General features: G+C 44.5%; 12 protein-coding genes. All 12 read right to left on the bottom strand.

Features of this window, described 5'->3' with window-relative positions:
- The 12 genes from polA to IR135_RS07165 all read right to left on the bottom strand — a co-directional run bounded on the left by polA (nucleotide 1) and on the right by IR135_RS07165 (nucleotide 17,518).
- On the bottom strand, nucleotides 1–2,604 hold the full coding sequence (polA, locus tag IR135_RS07110; protein ID WP_135098070.1) for a DNA polymerase I: 2,604 nt from the start codon (nucleotides 2,602–2,604) through the stop codon (nucleotides 1–3).
- 141 nt (nucleotides 2,605–2,745) lie between these two features.
- A complete protein-coding gene (locus IR135_RS07115; protein ID WP_135098072.1) occupies nucleotides 2,746–4,320 on the bottom strand; it encodes an AbgT family transporter in 1,575 nt (524 codons plus the stop codon).
- A gap of 95 nt (nucleotides 4,321–4,415) precedes the next feature.
- Nucleotides 4,416–5,684, bottom strand: coding sequence for an NADP-dependent isocitrate dehydrogenase (gene icd / locus IR135_RS07120; protein WP_115884149.1), 1,269 nt, complete (start codon nucleotides 5,682–5,684; stop codon nucleotides 4,416–4,418).
- Nucleotides 5,685–5,709: 25 nt separating this feature from the next.
- Nucleotides 5,710–6,825, bottom strand: a complete 1,116-nt coding sequence (citZ, locus tag IR135_RS07125) for a citrate synthase (protein ID WP_135098074.1) — start codon at nucleotides 6,823–6,825, stop codon at nucleotides 5,710–5,712.
- A 279-nt stretch (nucleotides 6,826–7,104) separates the two neighbouring features.
- Nucleotides 7,105–7,842 (bottom strand): hypothetical protein, encoded by a 738-nt coding sequence (locus IR135_RS07130; RefSeq protein ID WP_135098076.1) that lies wholly within the window; start codon nucleotides 7,840–7,842, stop codon nucleotides 7,105–7,107.
- 18 nt (nucleotides 7,843–7,860) lie between these two features.
- Nucleotides 7,861–9,621, bottom strand: coding sequence for a pyruvate kinase (gene pyk, locus IR135_RS07135; protein WP_135098078.1), 1,761 nt, complete (start codon nucleotides 9,619–9,621; stop codon nucleotides 7,861–7,863).
- A gap of 13 nt (nucleotides 9,622–9,634) precedes the next feature.
- Entirely contained in the window at nucleotides 9,635–10,594 is a 960-nt protein-coding gene (gene pfkA / locus IR135_RS07140; protein ID WP_135098080.1) for a 6-phosphofructokinase, read from the bottom strand.
- A gap of 233 nt (nucleotides 10,595–10,827) precedes the next feature.
- On the bottom strand, nucleotides 10,828–11,775 hold the full coding sequence (locus IR135_RS07145; protein ID WP_135098082.1) for an acetyl-CoA carboxylase carboxyltransferase subunit alpha: 948 nt from the start codon (nucleotides 11,773–11,775) through the stop codon (nucleotides 10,828–10,830).
- Nucleotides 11,776–11,777: 2 nt separating this feature from the next.
- Nucleotides 11,778–12,626 carry an acetyl-CoA carboxylase, carboxyltransferase subunit beta gene (accD, locus tag IR135_RS07150; protein WP_135098084.1) on the bottom strand — a complete coding sequence of 283 codons (849 nt, stop codon included), beginning with the start codon at nucleotides 12,624–12,626 and terminating at the stop codon, nucleotides 11,778–11,780.
- Nucleotides 12,627–12,644: 18 nt separating this feature from the next.
- A complete protein-coding gene (locus tag IR135_RS07155; protein WP_135098086.1) occupies nucleotides 12,645–13,067 on the bottom strand; it encodes a FadR/GntR family transcriptional regulator in 423 nt (140 codons plus the stop codon).
- A 2-nt stretch (nucleotides 13,068–13,069) separates the two neighbouring features.
- Nucleotides 13,070–14,305 (bottom strand): NAD(P)-dependent malic enzyme, encoded by a 1,236-nt coding sequence (locus IR135_RS07160; RefSeq protein WP_135098088.1) that lies wholly within the window; start codon nucleotides 14,303–14,305, stop codon nucleotides 13,070–13,072.
- Between the two features lie 66 nt (nucleotides 14,306–14,371).
- Nucleotides 14,372–17,518, bottom strand: coding sequence for a DNA polymerase III subunit alpha (locus tag IR135_RS07165; protein WP_135098090.1), 3,147 nt, complete (start codon nucleotides 17,516–17,518; stop codon nucleotides 14,372–14,374).
- Nucleotides 17,519–17,523 lie beyond the last annotated feature (5 nt).

The following is a 17,523-nucleotide window of genomic DNA, read 5'->3' on the forward strand; positions in this document are numbered from 1 at the left end:
CTACTTCACTTCATACCAGTCCGTTCCGTAGCCTGCATCTACTTTCAGCGGCACGTCGATGTCTATAGCATTCTCCATAATATCTCTGATAACCGGAATAAAAGCTTCCACTTCACTTTCCGGAATATCAAAGATCAGCTCATCGTGGATCTGTAATAATAATTCTGCATTAAATTTCTGTGCTTCTTCGCTTTGTGCGTATTTTACCATCGCGAGTTTAATAATATCAGCAGCACTCCCTTGAATCGGCGAGTTCATCGCTGTACGTTCTGCAAAAGAGCGCGCATTAAAGTTTCTGCTATTAACGTCAGGCACGTAGCGGCGGCGGTGCAGCAGCGTCGTAACATAGCCGTCGCGTTTCGCGTCCTGCACGATATCGTGCATAAACTGTTTGACTTCTTTAAAGGATTCGAGATAGGTTTCGATAAACCGGCCCGCTTCCTTCCGCGTAATACCTAAGTTCTGGCTCAGTCCGTAATCGCTGATGCCGTAAACGATACCGAAGTTTACCGCTTTTGCGTTCCGACGCATTTCAGGTGTTACTTCATCCAGTTCGACACCGTATACTTCCATGGCCGTTTTCGTATGAATATCAATATCGTTCGTAAAAGCTTCGATCATCGATTCATCTTTTGTAATTGCAGCGAGGACGCGCAGTTCAATTTGTGAATAGTCGAGTCCGAGCAGTACGTTGCCCTCTTTCGACGGCACGAAAGCCTGACGGATTTTGCGTCCTTCTTCCAGTCTGATCGGAATATTTTGCAGGTTCGGCTCCACACTCGATAAACGCCCCGTTTGAGCAAGTGTCTGATTAAAGCGCGTATGAATGCGCGAATCTTCAGTGACTTCACCCTGCAGTCCGATAACGTAAGTCGACTGCAGCTTGCTGATAGTGCGGTAAGTTAAAATATGTTCGATAATTTCATGCTTGTCCGCGAGCTGCTCCAGCACATCGACCGCTGTCGAATAACCGGTTTTTGTCTTTTTAATAACCGGCAGTCCGAGTTTTTCAAATAAAATTACGCCGAGCTGTTTCGGGGAATTAATATTAAATTCCTCACCTGCAAGCGCGTATATTTTCTCTTCTATCTCTTTCAGCCGGCCGCTCAGTTCTGTTTCCATTTCTTTCAGGCGGTCCGTTTTGACTTTGATGCCTTTAAGTTCCATCTGAACGAGCACCTTCGACAGCGGAATTTCAAGGTCATGCCATAAGTCGTACATTTCATCTGCACGTAATTTTTCCGCCATGGGCTCCGCCACTTTTTCAATCGCCTGGACTTTATCGGCAACGAAAGCTTTTGTTTCCTCGGCTGAAGGGTCTTTCTGCTTGCGTCCTTTGCCATAATGGAAATCATCGCTGTTAATCGACACGTTAAAATCGGCTGCTGTTTCAGCTACATCGATAATTTTTTTAGACGGATTTAATAAGAAGCTGCCGAGCATAATATCTTCTGTAAAATGATCGAATTCAATGTTCAGATGATTTAACAGCGCAACCTGCCGTTTTAAATCATAGGTCGTGACAGAAGTACGCGTATTTAGAAACTGGCTGAGTTCGTCGGAATCAAATTCAGATGCTGCTTTAACGAGAACAAAATTCTTATCAGCAATACCGATATATTCAGGTTTGTGTTTTAAATAGTTGTCCGCGTGCACTTCAAGATAAATGCTGATATCATCACCGAAGTCATTTAAAGAATCCGTCGGTTCTGCTGTAAAAGTGGCTACCTCTTCCACTTCGGCTGCTTCCATATTATTCAGAAGCGAATTAAATTCAAGCTCTTTAAACAGCTCGTATTTCTCTTCTAAATCCTCATTTTTGAACTTGAGATCATCGAGATTGAAATCAAACGTCATATCGCGGTAAATTGTGGCAAGATCTTTACTCATCAGCGCAATTTCCTGATTGTTCGTTAAGTTTTCGTTTAATTTTTTACCGGAGATATTTTCCAGGTTATTCAGTACTTCTTCAACGCTGCCGTATTCTTTTAAAAGTTTAACCGCAGTTTTTTCACCGACGCCCGGGACGCCGGGAATGTTATCCGATTTGTCGCCCATCAGACCTTTTAAATCGATAATCTGCAGCGGCTTAAGGCCGTCATATACTTCACTAACGTGGTCCGGCGTGTACACTTCGATATCCGTAACACCTTTTTTCGTAATATATACTTTCGTATGGTCACTTGCCAGCTGCGTTAAGTCTTTGTCGCCGGTAATAACAATCGTTTCAAAGTTCTCTTTGTCAGCGAGCTTGGTCCATGTGCCGATAATATCGTCCGCTTCGTAGTCTTCGTGCTCGAAACGTTTAATACCATAGGCATCGATCAGCTTTCTGATCGGCTCGAACTGCTCGCCGAGCTCCGGCGGAGTTTTCTGTCTGCCGCCTTTATATTCTGTGTACTGTTTATGTCTGAACGTCGATTTACCTGCATCAAACGCCACTAGAAAATAATCGGGCTCTTCTTCTTTTATTACTTTTTCAAGCAGTCTCGCATAACCGAAAATCGCATTCGTGTGCAGCCCGCTCTGATTCGTTAACAGCGGCAGTCCGTAAAATGCACGGAAGGCGATACTGTTTCCATCCATGAGAATTAACTTAGCCATAATACTCTCCTTAAGTCTTCATTCTTACTTTAAATTATACAGTTCCATTGAATATTAGCCAATTAAAAAAGACCTGCTGTTGACCAGGTCTTTAAAAAAACACCTGTCCCAAAATTGAGACAGGTGTTTTTAAAGTATTTTTTAATAGTGAACCGGTGAATCCGGACCGAGCGGCAGCCCGAGAAGACTCCAGACAATCAGCATAACCGCCCAGAAGACAAAGAAGAAAATAGAGTACGGCAGCATAACTGAAATCAGCGTACCGATACCGATATTTTTATCGTATTTCTGTGCAAAAGCAATGATAATTGCAAAATAAGTCATCAGCGGTGTAATAATATTTGTACTTGAGTCCGCCACACGGTAAGCCATCGTCGTCAGTTCCGGAGAATATCCGAGCTGCATCAGAATCGGCACGAAAATCGGTGCCATAAGCGCCCACTTGGCACTCGCGCTTCCGATGAACAGGTTAATGAGCGCAGTCACAAGCATAAAGCCGATTAACAATGGTACCCCCGTCAGACTGAGGCTGTCTAAAAGCTGAGCCCCGTAAACTCCGATGACAAGACCGAGATTAGATTCGGTAAAGTAAGCGACAAACTGACCCGCTGCGAATGCCAGAACGATAAACATTCCCATGGAAGCCATAGTGTCAGTCATCTGGTTCGCTACGTCTTTATCGTTTTTAATTGATTTTGTTACGAGACCGTATACGAGACCCGGAATAAAGAAGAGTATCGCAATAATCGGCACCAGTGAACTCATAAACGGTGACTGGATAATCGTGTCCATGTAAGAACCGATGTCATCTGATCCGCGCATCGGTGAATTCGGCAGCACTACTAACAGTGCGGCAAGACCGAGACCGATTATGACAGAGATAAGCGCCCATATCAGACCTTTTTTCTCAACAGGCTGAAGTGTTTGAATGCCGTCCACATCTTCACCTGATAATTCTTCTTCCTGCTCTTTGGACATTTTAAATGAACCAAGGCGCGGTTCAACAATTTTGGCAGAAACGAACCAGCCGACAAATGTCAGCAGGAACACACTCACGATAATAAAGTACCAGTTCATTGCCACGTTGATTGAGTCTGCATAAGCAGGATCAATCACTGCAGCAGCTGCTGACGTAAGTTCAGCAAGCATCACATCTGTTCCGCTTAAGAGCAGGTTCGCAGAAAACCCTGCAGATACCCCGGCAAAGGCCGCGGCAAGACCCGCTAGCGGGTGTCTGCCGAGTGCGAGGTATAAAAGCGCACCAAGCGGCGGCAGTACTACATAACCTGCATCAGACGCTACAGATGACATAATCCCGGCAAAAACCAGACCTGCAGTGATCAGGTTTTTTGGAATTGACAGTACAAACGCTTTTAAAGCAGCGCCTATTAATCCGGAACGCTCAGCCACTCCGATACCGAGCATTGTTAACAATACAACGCCGAGCGGTGCGAAGTTAATGAAATTATCCGTCATACTTTCAAATATATAACTGATTCCTTCAGCATTTAATAGATTATTTACGGTAACTGTTTCATTGCCTTCACCTGGATGTGTGACGGAAATTCCAAGTATTCCGAAAATTGATGATAAAACTAAAGTAAGTACCGCAAGCAGCGCAAAAAGCGTAACCGGGTGCGGCAGTTTGTTACCTAGCCATTCTACAAAATCTAAAAACTTCTGAAACAATCCTTGTTTCTTTTTACTCTCGTCCACAGCTTAAACTTCCTCCAATATGTATCAAAATTAAAAGCCGCTCCGAGGAGCGGCTTTTCCATTATAATATTTAGCTTTAGATTTTACAATCTGAATTATTGCATATTTTCGATTAAAGCATCGCCGAACTCTGAACATTTAACTTCTGTAGCACCATCCATCAGGCGGGCGAAGTCATATGTGACAATTTTTTTCGATATTGTGTTTTCAATTGCACTGTTCACAAGATCAGCAGCTTCCTGCCATCCTAAGTGTTCCAGCATTAAGACACCTGACAATAAGACAGATGACGGGTTCACTTTATCCTGACCGGCATATTTAGGCGCTGTACCGTGTGTTGCTTCAAAGATAGCGTGACCAGTTTCGTAGTTGATGTTCGCACCCGGTGCAATACCGATTCCGCCAACCTGAGCTGCAAGAGCATCACTGATGTAATCACCGTTTAAGTTCATCGTTGCAACAACGTCGAACTCTTTTGGACGAGTCAGAATCTGCTGCAAGAAGATATCTGCGATAGAGTCTTTGATGATGATTTTGCCGTCAGCAACTGCCTGATTCTGTACTTCATCAGCTTTTTCTTTACCGTCTTTTTCTACGATTTCATCGTATTCAGCCCAAGTAAATGTTTTGTCGCCGAATTCATTGCGGGCTAGCTCGTAACCCCATTTTTTAAATCCGCCTTCAGTGAACTTCATGATGTTTCCTTTGTGTACCAGCGTTACTGATGGTTTGTTGTGCTCGATTGCATAGTTGATTGCAGAGCGCACTAAACGTTCTGTACCTTCTTTTGATACAGGTTTGATAGCGATTGATGAAGACTCAGGGAAACGGATGTTCTTAACGCCCATTTCATCCTGCAGGAAGTCGATCACTTTTTTAACTTCAGGTGTACCTTCGTTAAATTCGATACCTGCATATATATCTTCAGTGTTTTCTCTGAAAATCTGCATGTCGCAGTGCTCAGGGTGTTTAACCGGTGAAGGCACCCCGCTGTAGTGTCTTACAGGGCGCAGGCACGCGAATAAGTCGAGCTCCTGGCGCAGTGTAACGTTTAATGAACGGAAACCGCCGCCGATCGGTGTCGTTAACGGTCCTTTAATAGCGATTAAATACTCATTGATTTTATCAAGTGTATCCTGCGGAAGCCATTCGCCGGTTTTGTCGAATGCTTTCTGACCCGCATACACTTCAAGCCAGTCGATTTTCTTCTCGCCATTATAAGCTTTCTCTACAGCTGCATCGATTACTCTGCTCGCTGCTGCCCAGATATCCGGGCCGATTCCGTCTCCTTCAATAAAAGGAATTACCGGATTATCAGGTACGTTCAGTACACCATTTTTAGTTTGAATTTTTTCTCCTGCCATTAATGAAACCCCCGTTGTATTTTAATTATCTTTTTTCAATTGGTTCGTATTTTCTGTCCGTGTGGCCGTTGTACTCAGCACGCGGTCTGATTAATCTGTTATTTTCGTACTGCTCGAAAATATGTGCAATCCAGCCGGACGTTCTGCTGACTGCAAAAATCGGAGTGAATAAGTCATGTGCAATACCAAGTGAATGGTAAACAGATGCACTGAAGAAGTCAACGTTAGGCAAAAGACCTTTCTCTTCTTCAATAATGCGTGCAATTTTCACAGACATTTCATAAAGTTCAGGCTGTCCGTTTTCTTCAGTTAAGCGGCGAGCCATATCTTCAAGATATTTCGCGCGCGGATCCCCTTCTTTATAAACTCTGTGGCCGATTCCCATAATTTTTTCTTTGTTGTCTAATTTTTTATGGATGTAGCTGTCGACATTATCAAGAGAACCGATTTCCTCAAGCATAGCCATTACCTGTTCATTCGCTCCGCCGTGAAGCGGCCCCTTCAAGGCGCCAATCGCTCCAGTAACACCGGAATATACATCCGATAAAGTCGCGACGATTACACGCGCTGCAAATGTCGATGCGTTGATTTCGTGGTCCGCATGAAGAATCAAGGCTGTGTTCATCGCTTCAACCTGAACTTCAGTCGGCTCTTCTCCGTAAAGCATATACAGGAAGTTCTTCGCATAACCGTAATCCGGATTCGGATCGATTACTTCTTTTCCTTCACGTGTGCGGGCAATTGCCGCAACGATTGAAGGAATTTTCGACTGAATGCGAATTCCTTTACGGAGCGTCGCTTCTTCAGACTGTTCTTCAGCCTTCTCGTCCGTATGCGCAAGCAGTGAGACCGCAGTGCGCAGCGCGCTCATAGGGTGTACAGATTTATCTACAAACGTTTTGTAGAAATTCTTTGCATCGTCAGTTAAAAAAGCGTGCTCGTAAAGCTCCTTTTTAAACTGTTTGAGTTCTTCGGCATTTGGCAAATCATCGTGCCATAATAAATAAACCACTTCTTCAAACTCAGCATTTTCTGCTAAATCATCAATTTCATAACCGCAATAAGTCAGCTGTGTGCCGATAATTGAACTGATTCTTGATTCTCCAATTACAACACCTTCTAAACCGCTGTTTCCAGTCATAAATCCCCCTCCTAAGTATGTAACAGAATCTTTAAACCAAGTATAACAAAATTGTCACATCTATGTTTAATCTTCTGGCAGACCCAAGTTTGTGAATAAGAATACAAAATGTAAGCGCAACCTTTGATACTGCGAGATTCTATTACTGTTTAACTGATTATTTATCGTTTAATAAGAATCAGTTAATTATCTTATATATTAGCATAAGTATAAGTTAATTGTTAATAAAAAACCGGAGGCGTTTTTATACACCGCCTCCGGTTTCTTGATCCTGATATTTTATTCTGACATATTATGCGGTTTTTCAATCATGTCAACCTTGTCGATATTCGTATAATCGACCGTCGAGTGAATCGTAATTTCTTCGCCCTCATTTACCAGGTCCGCCTTAAGTTCGCTGCCCGTAAATTTATATTCCGCATCAAAGTACAGCTGAATCGTGCCATTAATGCTTTCTGCCGATTCGATATCAGAGAGTGTTTCTTCATCGATAAAACTGCTGAATCCTGAGATGTCATCGATCTTTATCGTGAGTGCATACCCTTCGTCAAGTTCGCTGACTTCGCCTTCCGGGTAGTTTTGAAGTGCCGAGACGATTGTCTCGTAATCGCTGCCTTCAATTTCCACTGTTTCTTCTGTATCGACGATTTCATTGTCCCGGTACATAAAGTGGTCACCTTCAACCATATAATGAGTAATGATATCACCATTGTTATTCACAGAGAGTTTCAGCTCATTTTGTCCGCCATAAGTCATAATCGTCCGAATTGTACTTTCTTCCTCCGGCATAGTAATTTTAAATGACTGGCGGGCTTCATAGCTCGTAATACCTTCACTATTTTCAACTGCACTCTCAATTAAATCAGCTGACGACATATCGCTGCTGCCAGCAGCTTGTTCTGTATTTTCCTGCTCAGTCTCGGGAGCTGCTTCTTCAGCCGGCTGTTCTTCATTGCCGGCTGAACATGCTGATAAAATCAATATACTCCCGACTAATGCAGCAAGCGTTTTTTTCATCCAACACACCTCTAATCCTTATAACACATGCGCATGTCCGCTGTAGACTACGCTCTGTTCACTGTCTATGGTAACGAGCATATTATCTTCCAGCACTTCAAGTGCTTCTTTCGCACCGACGATGGTCGGCAGCTCCAGATTCAAGCCGACAATAGCACCCTGGCTTGTCAGTCCGCCTTCAACCGTAATTAGTCCTGCTGCTTTAATTAAGAGCGGCGTCATTAAGGCGTCGACTGACTGAACAACGACAATCTTGTCGGTCGTATCTTTGCCTTCCAGTTCATTATAATTTCTTGCAGTAACTACTTCTCCGACTGCTGTTTTATCGCCGATACCCTGTGCTTTAATCAGCGTATCCCCGACGACGTGCAGTTTCATTAAGTTCGTCGTGCCCGCTCTGCCTGCAGGCACACCTGCAGTAATAATAATTAGGTCACCTTCATTTGCGTAGCCTTTTTCAAGCGTTGCCATTACAGATGTATTGAGCAGTTCATCTGTATCTCTTTCCGCTTCTTTAACGATCGGGTTGACACCCCAGACGAGATTAAGCTGACGCGCGACATGTTCATAAGGAGTGACCGCCACGATATTCGCATGCGGACGGTATTTCGCAATCATATTCGCTGTATGTCCGCTTTCAGTTGCGGCGACAATTGCTTTACATTTTAAATTCAGAGCTGTGTGGGCAACGGATACACCGATTGCCGTCACCATGTTCGTCTGAGTTGATTTCGTTCTGTCGGATAATAATTTCTTATAGTCCTGAGCCTCTTCAGCCGACACTGCGATTTTCGCCATCGTCTGCACTGCTTCAACCGGATATGCACCTGCTGCAGTTTCACCGCTCAGCATTACCGCATCGCTGCCGTCGTAAATTGCGTTCGCCACGTCACTTGCTTCAGCGCGTGTACATCTCGGATTCGTCTGCATGGAATCGAGCATCTGTGTTGCAGTAATTACCGGTTTACCGAGTAAATTACATTTTCTGATGAGTTCTTTTTGCATCATCGGTACTGTTTCCGGTGCAATTTCCACACCGAGATCACCTCGGGCTACCATCAGGCCGTCTGAAATTTTCAGGATTTCATCGATGTTGTCGATTCCTTCCTGGTTTTCAATTTTAGGAATAATTTTAATGTATTCGCCATCGTGTGATTCAAGCATCTCCCGGATTTCAAGCACATCCTGGGCACGTCTGACAAAGCTTGCCGCGATAAAATCCACACCCTGCTCGATGCCGAACTTCACATCTTCCTTATCTTTTTCTGTTAAACCTGGGAGTTTTACGCTGACACCAGGCACGTTAACCCCTTTTTTATTTTTTAAGAGGCCGTTGTTTTTAACAGTCGTCGTAATAATGCCTGTATCTTTATTCAGTTCATCGATTTCAAGTTCAACTAGCCCGTCATCAAGAAGAATAAAGTCTCCCGGGTCAACATCATCGATCAGCCCTTCATAGGAAACAGAGAAGCGTTCTGAATTACCGAGCACCTCTGTCATGGACACTTCGATTTTCTGTCCGCGGACAAGTTCAACCTCTCCATTTTCCATCGAGTGCGTTCTGATTTCCGGTCCTTTTGTGTCCAAGAGAATACCGACTGTTTTATCGAGGCGTTTCGCTACTTTTCTAATCGTATCAATGCGCGCCTGGTGTTCTTTGTGGTCACCATGCGAAAAGTTTAAACGCGCAACGTTCATCCCCGCCATAATTACTTTTTCAAGCACTTCTTCCGATTCTGAGGCCGGTCCTATTGTACATACAATCTTTGTATTTCTCATTCTTCTTTTCCTCCTAAATTGAAAGCTCTTTTGAAAGCAGATAAATACTGTTGTCATACTTTTTCTCATGTACATGTACGTACGAAAAATCTGTGGCTGTTAATTCATTTTTGGAAATACCGGCGCCGACACCCGACTGCCCTTCCTCTAAAAGGCTCACTGCATAAGCGCCGAGCCTCGAGCCGAGCACCCTGTCTCCGGCACTCGGTTTGCCGCCGCGCTGAATATGTCCTAAAACACTGATTCTGGTTTCTATATTAATATACTTTGCCAGTTCAGCGCTACAGTATTCTGCAGTCATGACCCCTTCTGCGACGACGATCAGGGAATGTTTTTTCCCCCGGTCAAGCCCGGCCTGAATACGTTCGGCCACATCTTCCATCTTCGTATTCCGCTCCGGAATAAAAATTGTTTCCGCGCCGGCTGCGAGCCCCGCGTTTAGTGCAAGTTCCCCGGAATCCCTGCCCATCACTTCAATGATAAAGGTCCGTTCATGGCTCGTTGCCGTATCCCGGATACGATCGATCATATCAACGATGGTGTTGAGTGCTGTGTCATAGCCGATAGTTACATCAGTGCCGGCAATATCATTATCGATCGTCGCAGGCACACCGACGGTTTTCACACCGAGTTTCGACAGTTCAAAAGCACCTTTGTACGTACCGTCCCCGCCGATAACGACGAGACCTTCAATACCGTACGTCTTTAAATTATCCGCCGCACGCTTTCTGCCTTCTTCAGTCCTGAACTCTTCACAGCGTGCGGAATATAAAGCCGTCCCGCCCCGGTGAATAATATCGCCGACATCACCGAGATCCATTTTGTTAATATCGTTATTTATCAGTCCGTTAAAACCGTGGCTTACACCGTAAACTTCCATCCCGTCATGAATTGCTTTACGCACCACTGCACGTATCGCGGCATTCATGCCGGGCGCATCTCCGCCGCTTGTCAAAACCGCTATTTTCCTCATGATTATCACCCACCTGCCAGTCCATTTAAACATAGCATAATTATGCTTTCACGGTCTATCTATATGGCGGGGAAAATGCGAGTAAATCGAAAGGCGGGCTTGCGGTGCGATACTGACTTAAGTTCATTGGCTGAGTAAAGACGCCAGCTGGCCAATGAACACACGTCATTGACGACCTAATCAAAAAAAACGCACCCGCCTCCATACGGGCAAGTGCGATTTATATATTCCTGTTATTCACTGAACTGTCCAATCGACATGTATTTGTCGTAACGCTGATCGACTAAAGCATTACCGTCCATCGGCGTAAGTTCCGCCAGTGCATTCTGCAGCACTTCATCCGTTTTGTTGAAAACGAATGATTTATCGTGATGAGCGCCGCCGGCCGGTTCTTTTATCGTGCCGTCACTCACGCCGAGTTCAAGCAGGTCGGCTGCAGTTATTTTTAAAGATTCCGCTGCGATTTCTTTCAGCGAAGCGTCTTTAAATAAAATACTTGCTGCACCCTCTGGTGAAATCACCGAGTACGTTGCGTTTTCGAGCATGAATAATTTATTGCAGACACCGAGCGCTAGTGCACCGCCCGAACCGCCTTCCCCTATAACAATACTGATTACAGGCACAGTCAGACCAGCCATTTCGACCAGGTTTCTTGCAATCGACTCGCTCTGGCCGCGTTCTTCAGCGGCTTTACCCGGATATGCGCCTTTCGTATCTATAAAGCAGATTACCGGGCGTTTGAATTTCTCCGCCTGCTTCATCAGACGGAGAGCTTTCCTGTAGCCGTCGGGGTGCGCCATGCCGAAGTTGCGCGCAATATTATCTTTCGTATCCATTCCGCGCTGGTTGCCGATTACGGTCACTGGACGTCCCTTGAACATCGCAATGCCACCGATAATCGCATTGTCATCCGAGTAGGCGCGGTCGCCTTTAAACTCGATAAAGTCATCGAACAGCGCGGCGATATATTCTTTTGAAGTCGGCCGTTTTATGTAGCGTGCAATTTCAACACGCTGCCAGGGTGTAAGCTGAGAATATACTTCTTCTTTTTTATCCTTCACTTTTCTCTCCAGAAAGCTGATTTCAGTCGTCAGATCCAGCTTGTTTTTATGGGCATATTTTTCAAGCTCTTTAATTTTGTTTTCCAGTTCCTGAACCGGTTTTTCAAATTCAAATACCATAATTACACAACCTCTTCATGCATCTTTAAAATCGTGCCAAGATAGCGTTTCATGTTAACTCTGTTGACGACATCATCAAGCTGCCCGTGCTTGAGTAAAAACTCCGCCGTCTGGAAATCATCCGGCAGTTTTTCTTTAATTGTTTCTTCGATTACACGGCGTCCGGCAAAACCGATTAAAGCGCCTTTTTCAGCGAGGTTGATATCACCGACTGATGCAAATGATGCAGATACTCCGCCCGTTGTAGGGTTTGTCATGTAGGCGATGTAAAGAAGACCTGCTTTGTTATGCCGTTCAATCGCAACGCTGACTTTCGCCATCTGCATTAGCGATAAAATCCCTTCCTGCATGCGCGCGCCGCCGCTCGCTGTAAAGACGATGACCGGCAGTCTGTGTTCTGTTGCATACTGGAAAGTACGCGCCAGTTTTTCACCGAGCGCCGAACCCATGCTGCCCATACGGAAACGCGGATCCATAATCGCGACGACCGCTTCACTGCCCATAATTTTCCCGTGGGAAACGATCAATGCTTCTTCGAGACCTGTTTTCTCTTTATCAGAAGCAAGTTTCTCTTCGTAATTCGGGAAATTCAGCGGGTTAACCGATGTAATATTTGCAAACAGTTCTTTGCCGCTGTCAATATCGAGCAGCGCATCCATCCGCTCCGTGCTTATAATCGGCAGATGATGGTCGCAATTTGAACAGACGTTCAAACGCTTGTGAAGATCTTTTGAATAAAGAATCTTCTTGCAGTTTGGACACTTCGTCATAATCGTTTCCTGTTTCTCAGCCTTATCCGTTTTTTCATCACTTGCTTTTTTGTTCAGTTTAAAAAATATATCCTTTAACATTTTTACACCTCATCGAAGTTAGCTGTCATAGCCGTCAGCATATTTTTTCAGCAGTTTGTAGATTCTCTGCACCACTTGATTATCACCGTCATCCACAGTTTTCATGCCATTATATTTATGTTCGTAGTAATAATCAATCATATGCATCAATTCAACTAACTCTTCATATTGTCTGTCTGTTCTAAGCAGATATTTCGCTATTAAAGTGTAGAGCTGGTGGCTGTCGATATTCGCAAGATACGTACCTTCCCCGCGTTTAACGTAAATAACCCCGATAAGTTCCAGCGCTCTCAGCGCTTCTCTTACACTCTGCCGGCTGACATTCAGCCGTTCTTTCAAATAGCGTTCACTCGGTATCTTCTCTCCGATGCCGATATTCTGATCCACAATAATTTTATTAATCTCTTCAAGAATCATCTGAAGACCCTTTTTATTTTCCATGATTAACCGTTCAATTCGCTGATCAGTTTTTTCGTCCTGGAGTAAACGTAACCGGCTTCAACTTTTTTACGCGACACGCCCGTATTCATAGCAGCTGCTGCCACGCGCTCTGCAACCATCGGTGCTACTTCCGGATGGAAGGCGTCCGGAATCACATAATCCGCACTCAATTCTTCCGGCTTAACAATTTCTGCGATTGCAAGCACTGCCGCTTTTTTCATTTCTTCATTGATGTGCGTTGACTGAACATCGAGCGCACCTCTGAAAATACCCGGGAAAGCCAGTACATTGTTAACCTGGTTCGGGAAGTCGCTGCGTCCTGTGCCCACTACTTTAGCACCGGCGGCAATTGCGACATCAGGCATAATTTCAGGAGTCGGGTTTGCCATGGCAAAGATAATCGGATCTTCATTCATCGAACGGACCATATCTTCAGTTACTGCATTTTCCACCGATACACCGATAAAAATATCTGCATCTTTAATAACATCTGAAAGCTTGCCTTCTTCATTATCGATATTGGTGAACTTCGCAACTTCATCTTTGATTGCGTTCATGCCTGATTCACGGCCTTCGTAAATTGCTCCGCGCGAATCACACATAATCATATCTTTAACACCAAAACTGTGAAGCAGTTTAACAATAGCAACACCTGCAGCGCCCGCGCCGTTCAGTACCACTTTAACAGTAGATAAAGTTTTGCCTGTCAGTTTGACTGCGTTTATCAGACCAGCCAGCGTAACGATAGCCGTCCCGTGCTGATCATCGTGAAAGACAGGAATATCAGTTTCCTTTTTCAGTCTTTCCTCAATTTCAAAACATCTCGGCGCTGAAATATCTTCCAGATTAATACCGCCGAAAACAGGAGTCATCAGTTTAACTGTATTGACGATTTCATCGACGTCATTTGTTTTTAAAGCGATTGGGAAAGAATCTACGCCTGCAAAGTTTTTAAGAAGCGCACTCTTCCCTTCCATTACCGGCAGACTGGCTGAAGCTCCGATATTGCCGAGTCCGAGCACTGCCGAACCATCAGTTACAACGCCTACAGTATTACCTTTAATCGTGTAATCAAATATCTTTCTTTCATCTTCGTATATTTCCTTGCACGGCTCAGCAACTCCCGGTGAATACGCAAGGCTGAGCGCCTCTTTATCCTTTAATGCTACTTTTGAATTGACGGAAAGCTTTCCCTGGTTAACTTTGTGCAGTTCTAATGCATCGCTTTTTAAAGACAAATTAGTTCCTCCTAAAGTGGTCATACCACGGTATATTATCATTAATTTTTTTATTTTACAATAAATTTACACGATTAAACGGATATTTTCGACTTGTATGTTTGAAATTAAAGTTTCTATTTTACTGATTGGAATATATCCGGCGAATTCTTGCGTGTTAAAATCGTGAATCGGCACCCCGCTCTCTGCGAGCAGCTCTGAAATTTCATCGATACTGACATCCCTGATATAGATTTTCTTGGTTTTCTCTATATACGTCCGGACGTAGTCGTCCGCCGGATACAGTCTGTCTATAACGAGCTGCGGTTTTCCCTGGCGCATGCCGTAAGTTGCATCCGCTGCCACGATCGATTCTTTCAGCATAGGATGATATTTAAAATACTCTTTCGCAAATAGGACCCCGTCAATATTAGAATGCCCGTCAGTCAGTGTCAAAAAGGCCATATTCTGCCCTGTTTTCTTCACTTTAATCGTGCGGAAATCTTCAATATAGAGAAGATAGGTACCGTGTTTACGTTTATGATGAATCAGAGAAAAGGGAATAAATTCAAGTTCCCGGTGCTTTAAGAGGATGGGATGCGTTGAAATATAAAATCCGAGCGCTTCTTTTTCGCCTTCAATTTTTTCAGCGCCGTCCATTTCTTCGCTGTACCGGTATTCTTTTTTAAGATTAAAACCAAGGGAACTTAAGAACGAGTCGTGCTGATAACCGTCGCTCACCGTCGATAAAATATCAGGCAGCGTCTGCAGCATCGTTTTTCTGTTTTCTTCAAAACCGTCGAGTGTCCCCGAGATAATTAAGTTTCTTAAGATTTTTTCATTGAATTTAAAATCTGTGCGGGATACCAGGTCGTATATATCCTTAAAAGGTCCGTCGTCCTTTCGCGCTGCCATGAGCGCTTCATATAGCGGTCTTGAAATTCCGCTGATCATCGAAAAGCCGAGCAAGATGCCTTCTTGCTGCGAGTTCTGCCATATGGATGTATTAATATCCGGAGCGAGGAGCGGGATACGCATCATCTTCAGCTCGGTTAGAAGCTGGCTGATTTTTTCGTCGTTGCCCCGGTGGTGTGTTAATATGACCGCGTAAAAATGTTCGGGATAATGCAGTTTCATATAGGCCATCGTGTAGGCGACTTTACCGTAGGCAACCGCATGGCTCTTAACAAAACCATAGTCCGCAAACTCCATAATCAGATCGAAAATATTTTCTGCAAGCTCTGCAGTGTAGTTTTTCTTCACTGCTCCGGCAATAAAATGCTCGCGCTCATTAGTCAGCGCATGACGGTCCTTTTTGCCCATAGCGCGTCTTAAAATATCCGCTTCCCCGTAGCTGAAGCCGGCAATTTTACCGGCAATCTGCATAATCTGTTCCTGGTAGACGATGACACCGAACGTTTCTTTTAAAATATCTTTCAGATCTTCATGAGGATACTTAATTGTTTCAGGGTGTTCTTTTCTGTAGATAAAGTTATCGATTTCTTTCATCGGACCCGGCCGGTACAGTGCAAGGACTGCAGCGAGATCCTTCAGACTTTCCGGCTGAAAGTTTTCAATGACTCGTCTGATGCCGGATGACTCCAGCTGAAAAATACCGAGAGTCATTCCTTTTGACAGCATTTTATAGACTCTTTTATCTTCTGTTATATCATCAAGCGAGAAGTTTTTCTCCGTCCGCCTGATGCTCTGGACCATATAGCGGATCAGCGACAGGTTTTTTAAGCCGAGCAGATCAATTTTTAACAGCCCCGCCGCTTCAACATCTTTCATCGGCCACTGGCTCATTACATGGCCTTCAGAGAAAATTACGGGCACGCTGTTCGTCAGCGTTTCACTGCTCAGAAGAAGGCCTGCTGCGTGCGTCGATGTATGGCGCGGCAGCCCTTCAATTTTCAACGTGATATCCATAAATGTTTTATACTTTCTGTCCGCTTCTAAAAGCGTGTTAAAACGGCTGCTTGAAAATGCATCTTCAAGCGATGCGTTCGGCTCATCCGGTACAAGATTGGACACGAGCTTCAGTTCATCGTCAGAAAAACCGAAGACTCGCCCCACGTCGCGCGCGGCCATTTTGGCGCTCAGCGTTCCGTATGTAATGATGTTCGCCACCCGCATATCACCGTATTTTTTAATTAAATATTCAACGACTTCATCGCGTCTTGAATCTTCAAAATCGATATCGATATCCGGCATGCTTACCCTCTCCGGATTCAGAAAACGCTCAAACAGCAAATTGTATTCAAGCGGGTCGACTTCGGTAATATCCAAAAGATACGACACGAGACTTGCACTGGAGGATCCCCTGCCCGGCCCGACGTAAATACCGTTTGATTTTGCATGATTTACCAGATCCTGGACAATTAAAAAATAATCTTCAAATCCCATACCGGTAATAATGCCGTATTCGTACTTCAGCCGTTCCATATATTCATTACGGTCTCTGAAATTTCCTGCTTCAAATCTTTCCATTAAAAGCTGCCATAAGTAGTCTTTTGAACTGCTGCCTTCTGGATTATTAAATTTCGGCAGCGTATGAGATACAGAAGGTATCGGCACCTCGCACTTATTTATAATTTCTTCATTATTTTTTAAATAAACGCGCGCGGCTTCAGGCACCATATCCCGGGTCTGAATACAGGCATCCCCCTCGAGATTCTGCACGCTGTCGATACTGAGCCGCTCGTTATCCCGGATGCCATTCAGCACTTTTAAGGAACCCCGTTCATTTGAATTAACGTAATGCGCGGCTTTTATAAACACCTTCTTGTAATCTCCGTCTGAATCGTGGCTGATATATTTATCTTCTTCCGGAAGATCCATGGCGCTTAAAATTGCCGTCGCCTCCGAAGTCTTGCCGATTAAGAGGCAGTTTTTAATAGTATCCTGAAGAAACTTGAGCGACGTCCGCGCTGAACCTCTGTACGACAGCATGGCGCTTGTGCGCACGAGTTCGAGATAGCCCTGATGATTTTTCGCCAGCAGCACGAGCGGCACGCCGTTCATGCCGTCCTCCACAATAATTTCCATGCCGGGCACCGGTTTAATGCCGTATTTCGGCGCTGTTGCCATCAGCCGGTATACCGCGTGCATGCGGTTTAAATCCGTGACGGCTACAGCGCTCTGGCCGTCACTGTTTAATTTCTCGTATAAACGCTCCAATGTAATATTTGAATTTAAAAAATCAAATGAGCTGTGCACATTTAAATTAAGCATTGAAA

Origin of the sequence: Jeotgalicoccus nanhaiensis (assembly GCF_015235105.1) — a bacterium.
GTDB lineage: Bacteria > Bacillota > Bacilli > Staphylococcales > Salinicoccaceae > Jeotgalicoccus > Jeotgalicoccus nanhaiensis.